Below are 12,051 nucleotides of genomic sequence, written 5' to 3'. Positions count from 1 at the left end.
TCGGCGGCGTTTGTCCCTGATGGCCTACGCCGCCTTGTCTTTGGTTATCATTAATTTTCGTTTTTTCGTAACGAGGCACAGCCCCCATGGCCGATAAAAAAGGCTCTTCCACCGAAAAGAATTTGTATTGCACCTTCTGCGGCAAAAGCCAGCACGAGGTCAAGAAGCTGATCGCCGGCCCGTCCGTGTTCATCTGCGACGAGTGCATCGACTTGTGCAATGAGATCATTCGCGACGAACAGCCTGCCGCCGACGCCAAGGAAGGTCGCGGCGATCTGCCGACGCCTGCTGAAATCAAGGCCAATCTCGACAACTATGTGATCGGTCAGGAGCAGGCCAAGCGCACGCTGGCCGTGGCTGTCTACAACCACTACAAGCGCCTGAACCACAAGGACAAGGCAGGCAAGGACGATGTGGAGCTCAGCAAGAGCAATATCTTGCTGATCGGTCCCACGGGTTCGGGCAAGACCTTGCTGGCTCAAACGCTGGCGCGTCAGCTCAATGTGCCATTCGTGATGGCCGATGCCACCACGCTGACCGAGGCCGGCTATGTGGGCGAGGATGTCGAGAACATTATTCAGAAGCTGCTGCAAAGCTGCGAGTACGACGTCGAGCGTGCTCAGCGCGGCATTGTCTACATCGACGAAATCGACAAGATCTCGCGCAAGTCGGACAACCCCAGCATCACGCGTGACGTCTCGGGTGAGGGCGTGCAGCAGGCTCTGCTCAAGCTGATTGAAGGCACGATGGCCAGCATTCCTCCTCAGGGTGGACGCAAGCATCCCAACCAGGACTTTCTGCAGATTGACACCACCAATATCCTGTTTATCTGCAGCGGCGCGTTCGCGGGATTGGAAAAAGTCATCGAGAACCGCACCGAGGCTTCGGGCATTGGCTTTGGCGCTACCGTCAAGAGCAAGAAGCAGCGTTCCATCTCGGAGATGTTCCTTGAGATTGAGCCTGAGGATCTGATCAAGTTCGGCATCATCCCCGAGCTGGTGGGGCGTATGCCCGTGGTGACGGCGCTGGCCGAACTCAGCGAAGAGGCGCTGGTGCAGATCCTGACCGAGCCCAAGAATGCGCTGGTCAAGCAGTACAGCAAGCTGCTGGCCATGGAGGGTGTGGAGTTGGAGATCCGCCCTGCGGCCCTGAAGGCGATCGCCCGCAAGGCCCTGGCTCGCAAGACCGGTGCCCGTGGCCTGCGCTCCATCGTCGAGCAGGCACTAATCAGCACCATGTTCGAGCTGCCGACCGCCGAGAATGTGGAAAAGGTCGTGGTGGAAGAAGCCACCATCGAAGACGGCAAGGAGCCGCTGCTGGTTTACCGCGAAGCGGCCAAAAAGGCCTGATACTGTGCTTGCGTGCAAGGCGACCTCTCAATCGGCTCGCTTTGTCGCCTGTGGCTGAAAGGCAATGCCCCTGCGGCGGCAAAAACAATTTGCCCCCAGGGGTTGAAATACACCGGTAAGCGGACCATCTTCCGCTGAGAAACCGAGGATACCTATGTCTGGACAAACCCCTTTGCCTTCTACCGAGCTGGACCTGCCACTGCTGCCGCTGCGCGATGTGGTGGTGTTTCCGCATATGGTGATTCCGCTGTTCGTGGGGCGTGCCAAGAGCATCAAGGCTCTGGAGCTGGCCATGGAAGGCGACCGCCGCATCATGCTGGTGGCGCAGAAGACGGCCTCCAAGGACGAGCCTGCAGCGGAAGACATGTTTGATGTGGGCTGTGTCTCCACCATCTTGCAGATGCTCAAGTTGCCTGACGGCACCGTGAAGGTGCTGGTGGAGGGCCAGCAGCGTGCGCTGGTCAAGCAGGTCGCCGACGAAGAGTCTCACTTCACGGCGTCTGTGACGCCTGTGGAGCCCGAAGGCGTTGCCCATGAGCAAAGTGAAATCGAAGCTTTGCGCCGTGCGGTGACCCAGCAGTTTGACCAGTACGTCAAACTCAACAAGAAAATTCCTCAGGAAATCCTGACCTCAATCGCCAGCATTGACGATGCTGGTCGTCTGACGGACACCATTGCGGCGCACCTGCCTCTCAAACTCGAGAGCAAGCAGGCTGTGCTGGATCTGGTGGACATCAAGGAGCGTCTGGAAAACTTGTTCGAGCAACTCGAGCGCGAGGTCGATATCCTCAACGTCGACAAGCGGATCCGTGGCCGCGTCAAGCGCCAGATGGAGAAGAATCAACGCGACTTCTATCTGAATGAGCAGGTCAAGGCCATTCAAAAGGAGCTGGGCGAAGGTGAGGACGGTGCCGACATCGAGGAGATCGAGAAAAAGATCAAGCTCGCCAAGATGCCAGCCGATGCTCGCAAAAAGGCTGAGGCCGAGCTCAAGAAGCTCAAGCTGATGTCGCCCATGTCGGCTGAAGCTTCAGTGGTGCGCAACTACATCGAAGTACTGACTGGTCTACCCTGGAGCAGGAAGACCAAGATCAAGCACAACCTGGCGAATGCCGAGGAAGTGCTGAACGAAGATCACTTTGGCCTGGAAAAGGTCAAGGATCGCATTCTTGAGTATCTTGCTGTGCAGCAGCGTGTGGACAAGGTCAAGGCGCCCATTCTGTGCCTGGTGGGTCCTCCCGGCGTGGGCAAGACTTCGCTCGGACAGTCCATTGCCAAGGCCACAGGTCGTAAGTACGTGCGTATGGCACTGGGCGGTATGCGAGATGAGGCGGAAATTCGCGGTCACCGCCGTACCTATATCGGCGCCATGCCCGGCAAGGTGCTGCAGAGCCTGGAGAAGGTTGGTACGCGCAATCCTCTGTTCCTGCTGGACGAAATCGACAAGCTGGGTATGGACTTTCGTGGCGATCCTTCGAGTGCTCTGCTGGAGGTGCTGGATCCCGAGCAGAACAACAAGTTTGGTGACCACTACGTGGAGGTCGACTTCGACCTGTCCGATGTGATGTTTGTGGCGACTTCCAACTCCATGAACATTCCTTCGGCCTTGCTGGATCGCATGGAGGTGATTCGTCTGTCGGGGTATACCGAAGACGAAAAGACCAATATCGCCGTGCGCTACCTGCTGCCCAAGCAACTCACCAACAACGGTGTGAAGGATGGCGAGTTGGAAGTGACCGAAGCCGCGATTCGCGACATCGTGCGCTACTACACCCGCGAGGCGGGCGTGCGTTCGCTTGAGCGCGAGCTGTCCAAGATTTGTCGCAAGGTGATCAAGGGCTTGCAACTTGGCAAGCTTCAGCCCAAGGTGGAGGTGAATGCCGACAACCTCAATGAATATCTGGGCGTGCGCAAGTTCAGCTATGGCCGTGCTGAGCATGCCAATCAGGTGGGGCAGGTTGTGGGTCTGGCCTGGACTGAAGTCGGAGGGGATCTGCTGACCATCGAAGCGGCAACCATGCCAGGCAAGGGGGTCATCACCCGTACCGGTTCACTGGGTGATGTGATGAAGGAGTCGGTCGAAGCTGCTCGCACCGTGGTGCGTAGCCGCGCTCGCCTGCTCGGCATCAAGGATGAAGCCTTCGAGAAAAAGGACATCCATGTGCACGTGCCTGACGGCGCTACACCCAAGGATGGCCCCAGCGCCGGTGCTGCGATGACAACAGCTTTTGTCTCGGCTCTCACTGGCATTCCCGTGCGAGCTGATGTGGCCATGACCGGTGAAATCACCTTGCGTGGAGAAGTCACTGCGATCGGCGGCCTCAAGGAAAAGCTGCTGGCTGCTCTGCGTGGTGGCATCAAGACCGTGCTCATTCCTGAAGAGAATGCCAAGGATTTGCAAGACATTCCCGATAATGTGAAGAGCGGTCTGGAAATCGTTCCTGTGAAGTGGATCGATCAGGTTCTCAAGGTGGCTCTGGAGCGTGTGCCGGATCCTTTGACTGAGGAAGCTGTTGCGGCCGTGGCGTCCACTGATGTCAAGCCGGTAGAGGCGGCCATCAAGCATTAGGCTTGTTTTGTGAAAATTGTGGCGTTTTTTCTGAGAGGGCTCAGAACTGCGCTACAATTCATCCATCGCAGCAAACAACGTTGTACAATGTTGGGCTTCGGTAGATATGCGGGAATAGCTCAGTTGGTAGAGCGATACCTTGCCAAGGTATAGGTCGACGGTTCGAACCCGTTTTCCCGCTCCAGGTTTTCAGAACCTGTAGCAATACAGGTTCGCATCAAAGAGTGAAAGCTTTTTGAATGCGGGAATAGCTCAGTTGGTAGAGCGATACCTTGCCAAGGTATAGGTCGACGGTTCGAACCCGTTTTCCCGCTCCAGGTTTTCAGAGCCTGTAGCAATACAGGTTCGCATCAAAGGGTGAAAGCTCTTTGAATGCGGGAATAGCTCAGTTGGTAGAGCGATACCTTGCCAAGGTATAGGTCGACGGTTCGAACCCGTTTTCCCGCTCCAGGTTTTCAGAACCTGTAGCAATACAGGTTCGCATCAAAGAGTGAAAGCTTTTTGAATGCGGGAATAGCTCAGTTGGTAGAGCGATACCTTGCCAAGGTATAGGTCGACGGTTCGAACCCGTTTTCCCGCTCCAGATTTTTGTGATAGCGGCGCGATAGCAAAGCGGTTATGCCCCGGATTGCAAATCCGGTTAGACCAGTTCGACTCTGGTTCGCGCCTCCAAACTAGTGGCACAAGCCCTGCAGATGAAAGTCTGCAGGGCTTTTTGCTTTGTGCGCTTGGTATCGGCGGGCTGAGGTGCTCCATATGCCGGCGAGTCTTGGAGACCAGCGCCACATCTGCATCACCCTATGCAACTCGGGCTGCTGCAGGCGATGTCCTTTCGCTATGAAAAAGCCCAAGACAATGCCTTGGGCGAGTCGGAGAGGACGGGGGGATGCTTGCGTTCAGACGGGCTCGGCCAGCTTTACGCTCTGACGCAATGTCTTGGCAGCCTCCACCATGTGCTGCAGTGCAGGAATCACTTCAGCCCACTGACGTGTCTTGAGGCCGCAGTCAGGGTTGACCCAAAGGCGTTCGGTGGGAATGCGTTTTGCGGCTTTTTGCATGAGCTCCACGATGTTTGCCTTGGTGGGAATGTTGGGAGAGTGGATGTCATAGACGCCCGGGCCGATCTCATTGGGGTAATCGAAGTGCTCGAATGCCTCCAGCAACTCCATGTCCGAGCGTGAAGTTTCTATGGTGATCACATCAGCGTCCATGGCTGCAATCGAAGCAATGATGTCGTTGAACTCCGAATAGCACATATGGGTGTGAATCTGGGTTGCATCGGCAACGCCATTGGCACTGATGCGAAACGCTTCCACGGCCCAGTGCAGATATTCTTTCCATTGTGATTGACGCAATGGCAAGCCCTCACGCAATGCTGCCTCGTCGATCTGGATCACGCGCACGCCGGCTCTTTCCAGATCCAGCACTTCTGCGCGAATAGCCAGTGCCAACTGATAGCAGGATGTGGAGCGTGGCTGGTCATCGCGCACGAATGACCAGTTCAGGATGGTGACCGGGCCTGTCAGCATGCCTTTCATGGGTTTGCGGGTCAAGGACTGGGCGTACTGGATCCATTCCGTCGTCATCGCCTTGGGGCGGCTGATGTCGCCGAACAGGATGGGAGGCTTGACGCAGCGTGAGCCATAGGACTGCACCCAGCCGAACTGACTGAAGGCATAGCCATCGAGTTGCTCGCCAAAGTACTCGACCATGTCGTTGCGTTCGGCCTCGCCATGCACCAGCACGTCCAGTCCCAGAGCCTCCTGCTCTTGCACGCAGCGTTCAATCTCGGCGCGCATGGCGCCTTGGTAGCGGGAGAAGTCCAGGCGACCAGCCTTGAATTCGCTGCGCGCCTGGCGGATCTCTGCCGTCTGGGGAAAAGAGCCAATGGTGGTGGTCGGGAAGGCTGGCAGCTTCAGCAGTCGGGCTTGCTCGGCAGCGCGTACTTCGTAGCTGCTCTGGCGTTGGCCCAGTTTGGCACTGATCTGCCTGACTGCGGCCTGCACCGCAGGGTTGTGAACGCGAGGCGATGTACGGCGTGTGGCCAGAGCGGCAGCGTTGTCCGCCAGTTCGGCCTTGACGCAGTCTCGGCCATGGCGCAGAGCCTCGCCCAGCACGCGCAGCTCATCAAGCTTTTGGTGCGCATAAGCCAGCCATGATTTGATGTCTGCATCCAGCTTTTGTTCGCTGTTCAGATCCACGGGTACATGCAGCAAGGAGCACGATGGCGCAATCCAGAGGCGGTCGCCTAGGCGTTCGGCCAGCGGCTCCACCCAGTCCAGCACGGCAGCCAGATCGGTTTTCCAGATATTGCGGCCATTGATCACGCCCAGCGACAGCACCTTGTGCGCGGGCAGCAGCCCCAGCAACTGTTGCACATCATCCTGTCCGTTGATGGCATCGATGTGCAGGCCGGCTACGGGCAGGTTCGCTGCCAGATATTTGTTTTCAGCCAACTGACCGAAATACGTGGCCAGCAGCAGCTTGATCCTGCAGCTTTTGAGGTGGTGGTATGCGGTGTTGAACGCGTGTTGCCAGTCGGCATCGAGCTCGGTCACCAGGATGGGCTCGTCCATCTGCACCCATTCCACGCCTTGGGTCGCCAGCGCATCCAGCAATTGGGCATAGACGGGCAGCAGACGTTGCAGCAGCTCCAGCTTGCTGGTGCCGTCCTTAGCCTTGCCCAGCGCCAGATAGGTGACGGGGCCGATGAGTACGGGTTTGGCTGCTATGCCTTGTGTCCTGGCTTCGGCCAGTTGTTCCAGCAGGCGCGCTGCATCAAGCTTGAATTCAGTGGCCGAGCTGAACTCGGGCACGATGTAGTGGTAGTTGGTGTCAAACCACTTGGTCATCTCGCCCGCGGCGACGCCAGCGCAGCAGCGGGTGTGGCCGGTACTGCGGGATTCGGTCGTGATCGCCGAGCGGCCACGGGCCACGCGAAAGTAGTTGTCCAGCGTATCGCCTTCGAAGCCTTGCACCCGTTCGGGCAGATTGCCCAGCGTAAAGCTCATGTCCAGTACCTGGTCGTAGAACGCGAAGTCACCCACAGGCACCCAGTCCAGTTCTTGCTGCGCGGCCCAGTGGCGTTGGCGCAGCTCGGCGCCCAGCGCCTTGAGCGCATCGCGCGAGGATTCGCCTCTCCAGTAGGACTCCAGCGCGAACTTCAGTTCGCGCTTTGTGCCGATGCGTGGAAAGCCCAGGTTGTGAATAGTCGTCATGCAGAAATCCAGTCTTGTGATTTTTTAGCCCATGGCCAGAGTGGCTTGGGTCAGCGAACTGGATGTTCTTGGAATCGATACATGAAGTAAAATGGTTGTTTCTCATGTATCCATGAATTGTGTTCACAGATGATTGAGCGTATCCATCTCGCCATCGTGCAAGAGGTTGAAAAGCAAGGCTCTTTGACTGCGGCGGCCGATGTGCTGTGCGTCACTCAGTCCGCCCTGAGCCACAGCATGAGAAAGCTGGAGGGCCAACTCGGCACCGATGTCTGGCTGCGTGAAGGGCGCAGCCTGCGCCTGACGCAGGCGGGTCAATACCTGCTGGCAGTGGCCAATCGCGTGCTGCCTCAGCTGGATCTGGCCGAGTCGCGTTTGCAGCAATTTGCCCAGGGAGAGCGCGGCAGCTTGCGCATTGGCATGGAATGCCACCCTTGCTACCAGTGGCTGCTGAAAATCGTCTCACCCTATCTGGCCGCCTGGCCCGATGTGGATGTGGACGTGAAGCAGAAGTTCCAGTTTGGCGGCATCGGTGCGCTGTTCGGCTATGAGATCGACATGCTGGTCACGCCCGATCCGTTATTCAAGCCGGGTCTGCACTTTGAGCCCGTTTTTGACTACGAGCAGGTGCTGGTCGTTGCGGCGAATCACACCCTGGCCCAGGCCGGTCATGTCAAGCCTGGTGATCTGTCCCGCGAGGTGCTGATTACCTACCCCGTGGCCGTGGACCGGCTTGACATCTATACCCAGTTTTTGCTGCCCAAAGGCATTGCCCCCAGGCGCCATAAAACCATAGAGACCACCGACATCATGATGCAGATGGTCGCCAGCGGCCGTGGGGTCGCGGCCCTGCCGCGCTGGCTGGCTCTCGAATATGCCGAAAAGATGGCAGTCGTACCCTTGAAGCTGGGCAGCAAGGGGATCGCCAAGCAAATCTACCTCGGTGCGCGCGAGTCAGAGTTGCATACCGACTACCTGCAGGCCTTCATTGCGCTGGCACGGGCACCTGGCCTGGCTCTGCCGGCTGCGGCACCCACGCAGAAAGAATCCTGAAAAGATATCGGGAACCAATTGCTCAATAAGCGATAGCGGCTGATTCACATGTTGATGGCTCTCATGCCCGGTGCGGACGCCCGGTCGGCTTGCCGTCCGGCCTGCACGCCCCACAGCCACATGGCGCCGCCCGCCAGCAGCGTCAGCACAAACGATTGCTGTGCGCCCCAGTGGTCGATCAGCCAGCCGGCAGCGGCTGCACCCAGGGCCACGCCGCTGGCCAGGCCAGTCAGCAGCCAGGTCATGCCCTCGGTCAGGCGATTGGCTTGTACCTGTTGCTCCACCAGGCTCATGGCCACGGTAATCGTCGGGCCAAAGGTGATACCTGCCAGCAGCACGGCCAGCGTCAGCGCGGTCAGATTGCTGGCCAGCAGCAGGGGCAGAGCGGAAATGGCGACCGATGCACCGACCCATACGATCTGGCGGCTGAGCGGCATCTGCAGGCGCAGCGTGCCAAACAGCAAGCCCATGGCGCAGGAGCCCAGTGCATAGAAGGACAGCACCACACTGGCCATGCCGGGCTGGCCCTGTGCGGTGGCGAAGGCCACGCTGGCCACATCGATCACGCCCACGATGACACCTTGCGCCAGCATGAACAGCGCCAGCGTGCGCACCACAGGCTGGCGCAGCATCGACGAGGTCCTGCCTTTTTCCGAGTCGGCTTGCGGGCTGACAGGTGGTTCGGTGCGGCGTTGCACCACAAACAGGCCTACGCCGATGATGAGGAACAGCGCCGCAGCCAGCGGGCCGGCCTCGGGGAACAGCAGCATGCTGAGGCCCACCGACAGCGGCGGGCCGACGATAAAGGCCAGATCGTCAAGCACGCCCTCCAGTGCAAACGCGGTCTGCAGCTGGGGCGTTCCGCTGTAGATTGCCGTCCAGCGGGCGCGAACCATCGCTGGCATGCTGGGCAGGCTGCCGACAGCAGCGGCCAGTATCAGCAGCAGCCAGTCCGGTCCCTGCCAGTGGGCACAGGCCAGCAGGGCCAGCATGGACAGTGCACTGCTGGCGGCCGCAAACGGCAGTACCCTGAACTGGCCGTAACGGTCAACCAACGCCGAGATGCGCGGTGCCAAAACGGCAATCGACAGCGCGAAACAGGCCGACACCATGCCTGCCAGCGTGTAGGCGCCGCGCTGCTGCGACAGCATGGTGATCAAGCCAATCCCCGTCATCGACAGCGGCAGTCGCGCCAGCAGCCCGGCCAGCACAAAGCCTGTGCTGCCCGGCGCTGTAAACAGCTTGCGGTAAGCATTCAACATGGAAACCCTTGAATAGATTCATTCGCATACATTGTGTATGCGAATGACATTCTAGGAGTTTGGGATGTAGCGCGTATGATTGGCATACGCTTTGTATGTGAATATTGCCGGGAGTTCGCAGTGACCCAAGTTCGCCAGAGTCGTGCCAGCATGATCGAAGCCACGCGGGCCAAGCTGATCAGCGCGGCGCGCAGCGCTTTCGCCCAGCATGGCTATGCCCAGGCAGCCATGGACGAGTTGACCGCGCAGGCCGGTTTGACGCGCGGCGCGCTCTATCACCACTTTGGTAGCAAGCCCGGTCTGCTGGCTGCCGTGGTGGCGCAGATGGATGAAGAAATGGACCAGCGGCTGGAGCTTGTGCTGCGAGGCCATGCCGATCCATGGGAGGGTTTTCTGGCCTATTGCCGCGCCTATCTGAGCATGGCGCAGGAGGCTGAGATTCGCCGCATTGTGTTGCAGGATGCACGCTCTGTGCTCACCGGTACCGACCAGGGGCAGCAGCACCAGCAATGCATTGCTTTTATCGCCGGTTTTTTGCAGCAGCTCATTGATCAGGGCGTCATCGTGAACGCCAGTGCAGCGGCGCTGGCAAGGTTGCTCAACGGCTGCCTGATCGAAGCGGCTTTCTGGATTGCCGAGGAGGGCGCTCCACCCGAGCGCCTGAACGAGGCTTTGCAGGCGCTGGATTTGATGCTGCAAGGCTGGAGGGCGGCGTGAGCCGGTGCCCCGACGGGTATCTTCGATGCCTGCAGGCTGACCGCCGAAGACAGGCGCAGGAAGACACAGTGGCGGCGCTGCCGTATCTGTTGCATGCGGCGCAATCCTGATGGAAAAGTGGCCGGGCTTCGGTGATGCTTTGCGCATGACTCTTCACCCAACCCTTGGAGCTGCACATGACAACTGAACCGAAGATCAAAGGCCCGGCCTCCTACTTTCCCTCCATCGAGAAAACCTACGGCCAGCCGGTCACGCACTGGATCAAGATTCTCGAAGGCCTGCACGACAAGAAACATATGGAGCAGGTCGCGTATCTCAAGCTCGAGCATGGCATCGGTCATGGACATGCGAACGCGCTGGTCGCATACCATCGGGCGCAATCTGGTGCCCAGTGAGAGTGCATCGTGCCAGGTTGCAGGCGTCAGAGATGGTGTGCGACCTGGTGCTGTCGATCTTGCGTGAGCCCTGCACCTTCAGCGAACCCATGAAATTTAAGAAAGTGCTTCGTGAAGCGTTGCGCCTCTGGTCATCGCAAATATGGATTTCTGACGGGCGGCTCATGGCCTGCGACGGAGGTCTGTCTCCGCAGCTGTCCGCACACTGGGAGATGGCGCAAGCCCCATGCAAAAGCGTGGAGTGAAGCGCATCAGCTGATGGTCTGGGCGATCTTCTGTGCATGGCACAAAGCTGCGGTCGAACATTTCAAGGCGGGTCGGGGCCGGATTTCCAAATCGGATCTGGATATACGGCATTTCCGCCAGAAGTACGAAGAAAGTCTGTTCGCAGATGGCAGCCGCTATCCACGCCAGATGCTGCGCGCCTATCGCCGTGAGCTGAGGTCCAGGCCAAGACCAGCTCCATAGGCTCAGCCACCTATGCGGGATGATAAAAAACAGCGCGCAACGCTTGATGCCGAGGCGTTGCACGCCGTCTGCTCCTCAGGACATGCTTTGGAGTTACTGGTACTTCTGCTCCAGCCCATCCCAGAAGTCCTTGTTCACCAGCCGCTGGCGTTCAAGGAAAGGTGCGACGATGGCGGGGTCTTCATCGACCTTGTGATCGTCACGCAGCAGGGTCAGGCACTTTTGCATGCCGGCCACAGCGCCTTGCAGTGCGGCATTGGCATAGAGCACAAAGCCATAGCCCAGCTCACCCAGTTCGTCAGCGTTGAAGATGGGGGTCTTGCCGCCGATGACCATATTCATGAGCTGGGGAGCTTGCAGGCGCTGAGGCAGGGCGCGCACTTCTTCGGCCTGGGTGACGGCCTCGATAAACAGGATGTCGGCACCGGCTTCCTGAAACTGCTGAGCGCGCTCGATGGCGGCTTCAAAGCCGTGAACGGCTGCCGCGTCGGTACGGGCCATGATGAGAGTGCCGCTGTCGCGCCGCGCATCGACAGCGGCCTTGATCTTGCCCAGCATTTCGCTGGTTTCGATCACGGCCTTGCCATTGAAGTGACCGCAGCGCTTGGGGCTGACCTGGTCCTCAAGCTGAATGCAGTCGGCACCGGCGCGCTCCAGCGTGCGCACGGCGTGGTAGGTGTTGACGGCGTTACCGAAGCCGGTGTCGGCATCGACCAGCAGCGGCACCTCCACGGCGTCGCGGATGCGGGCCGTATGGTCGGCGATATCGCTGAGACCCATAAAACCCTGGTCTGGCATGCCGAACCACATATTGGTCACGCCGGCACCGGTCACATAGATGGCTTCAAAGCCCAGGTCGGCGATCAGCCGCGCCGACATGGCGTTGAATGCACCGGGAACGATGACGCCGCGGCGGGCATCGGCAAGGGCCTTGAGTTGTTGCTTCGGGTTCATGAGATTGCTTGTTAAAAAAGGACTCTGAGACTTATCTGATGGGCGCATTCAACTATCAGCCTTGAT

At 58.9% G+C, this 12,051-nt stretch carries 8 protein-coding genes and 5 tRNA genes; 10 read left to right on the top strand and 3 right to left on the bottom strand.

Translation table 11 applies throughout. The features are described from left to right. Nucleotides 1–86: 86 nt before the first annotated feature. The 7 genes from clpX to QYQ99_RS05485 all read left to right on the top strand — a co-directional run bounded on the left by clpX (nt 87) and on the right by QYQ99_RS05485 (nt 4,590). On the top strand, nt 87–1,349 hold the full coding sequence (gene clpX, locus QYQ99_RS05515) for an ATP-dependent Clp protease ATP-binding subunit ClpX (RefSeq protein WP_003057503.1): 1,263 nt from the start codon (nt 87–89) through the stop codon (nt 1,347–1,349). A 154-nt stretch (nt 1,350–1,503) separates the two neighbouring features. After that, nucleotides 1,504–3,918, top strand: a complete 2,415-nt coding sequence (gene lon, locus QYQ99_RS05510) for an endopeptidase La (protein ID WP_302091770.1) — start codon at nt 1,504–1,506, stop codon at nt 3,916–3,918. 108 nt (nt 3,919–4,026) lie between these two features. Continuing rightward, nucleotides 4,027–4,102, top strand: a tRNA-Gly gene (locus QYQ99_RS05505). A 57-nt stretch (nt 4,103–4,159) separates the two neighbouring features. Next, nucleotides 4,160–4,235: transfer RNA gene (locus QYQ99_RS05500), tRNA-Gly, on the top strand. A 57-nt stretch (nt 4,236–4,292) separates the two neighbouring features. Further along, nucleotides 4,293–4,368: transfer RNA gene (locus QYQ99_RS05495), tRNA-Gly, on the top strand. Between the two features lie 57 nt (nt 4,369–4,425). Next, nucleotides 4,426–4,501, top strand: a tRNA-Gly gene (locus QYQ99_RS05490). 15 nt (nt 4,502–4,516) lie between these two features. Next, nucleotides 4,517–4,590 (top strand) — tRNA-Cys (locus QYQ99_RS05485). A gap of 224 nt (nt 4,591–4,814) precedes the next feature. On the opposite strand, the gene metE is transcribed toward QYQ99_RS05485, so the two are convergent. After that, the gene (metE, locus tag QYQ99_RS05480; protein ID WP_302091769.1) at nt 4,815–7,136 is read right to left on the bottom strand and encodes a 5-methyltetrahydropteroyltriglutamate--homocysteine S-methyltransferase; all 2,322 of its coding nucleotides are present in this window, start codon (nt 7,134–7,136) and stop codon (nt 4,815–4,817) included. A 129-nt stretch (nt 7,137–7,265) separates the two neighbouring features. Between metE and QYQ99_RS05475 the strand changes: the two genes are divergently transcribed. Next, nucleotides 7,266–8,189 (top strand): LysR family transcriptional regulator, encoded by a 924-nt coding sequence (locus QYQ99_RS05475; protein ID WP_302091768.1) that lies wholly within the window; start codon nt 7,266–7,268, stop codon nt 8,187–8,189. Between the two features lie 44 nt (nt 8,190–8,233). Here the strand turns inward: QYQ99_RS05475 and QYQ99_RS05470 are convergent, their stop codons facing one another. Then, nucleotides 8,234–9,451: an MFS transporter gene (locus tag QYQ99_RS05470; protein WP_302091767.1), complete on the bottom strand. Its 1,218-nt coding sequence runs from the start codon at nt 9,449–9,451 to the stop codon at nt 8,234–8,236. Nucleotides 9,452–9,601: 150 nt separating this feature from the next. Between QYQ99_RS05470 and QYQ99_RS05465 the strand changes: the two genes are divergently transcribed. Further along, nucleotides 9,602–10,168, top strand: coding sequence for a TetR/AcrR family transcriptional regulator (locus tag QYQ99_RS05465; protein WP_302093120.1), 567 nt, complete (start codon nt 9,602–9,604; stop codon nt 10,166–10,168). A gap of 176 nt (nt 10,169–10,344) precedes the next feature. Then, on the top strand, nt 10,345–10,563 hold the full coding sequence (locus QYQ99_RS05460; protein WP_302091766.1) for a DUF4287 domain-containing protein: 219 nt from the start codon (nt 10,345–10,347) through the stop codon (nt 10,561–10,563). Nucleotides 10,564–11,124: 561 nt separating this feature from the next. Here QYQ99_RS05460 and QYQ99_RS05455 read toward each other — a convergent pair. Beyond that, the gene (locus QYQ99_RS05455) at nt 11,125–11,985 is read right to left on the bottom strand and encodes an isocitrate lyase/PEP mutase family protein (protein WP_302091765.1); all 861 of its coding nucleotides are present in this window, start codon (nt 11,983–11,985) and stop codon (nt 11,125–11,127) included. Nucleotides 11,986–12,051: the final 66 nt, after the last annotated feature.

The sequence above is a fragment of the Comamonas testosteroni genome (assembly GCF_030505195.1).
GTDB lineage: Bacteria > Pseudomonadota > Gammaproteobacteria > Burkholderiales > Burkholderiaceae_C > Comamonas > Comamonas testosteroni_G.
The sequence above is the reverse complement of the archived record's forward strand: the minus strand, read 5'-3'. Positions and strand labels throughout refer to the sequence as shown.

Excerpts from the sequence above, each read along its gene's own strand:
- metE (WP_302091769.1), bottom strand. The coding sequence starts at position 7,136 with ATGACGACTATTCACAACCTGGGCTTTCCACGCATCGGCACAAAGCGC.
- clpX (WP_003057503.1), top strand. The coding sequence starts at position 87 with ATGGCCGATAAAAAAGGCTCTTCCACCGAAAAGAATTTGTATTGCACC.
- QYQ99_RS05460 (WP_302091766.1), top strand. The coding sequence starts at position 10,345 with ATGACAACTGAACCGAAGATCAAAGGCCCGGCCTCCTACTTTCCCTCC.
- QYQ99_RS05455 (WP_302091765.1), bottom strand. The coding sequence starts at position 11,985 with ATGAACCCGAAGCAACAACTCAAGGCCCTTGCCGATGCCCGCCGCGGC.
- lon (WP_302091770.1), top strand. The coding sequence starts at position 1,504 with ATGTCTGGACAAACCCCTTTGCCTTCTACCGAGCTGGACCTGCCACTG.
- QYQ99_RS05470 (WP_302091767.1), bottom strand. The coding sequence starts at position 9,451 with ATGTTGAATGCTTACCGCAAGCTGTTTACAGCGCCGGGCAGCACAGGC.
- QYQ99_RS05465 (WP_302093120.1), top strand. The coding sequence starts at position 9,602 with ATGATCGAAGCCACGCGGGCCAAGCTGATCAGCGCGGCGCGCAGCGCT.
- QYQ99_RS05475 (WP_302091768.1), top strand. The coding sequence starts at position 7,266 with ATGATTGAGCGTATCCATCTCGCCATCGTGCAAGAGGTTGAAAAGCAA.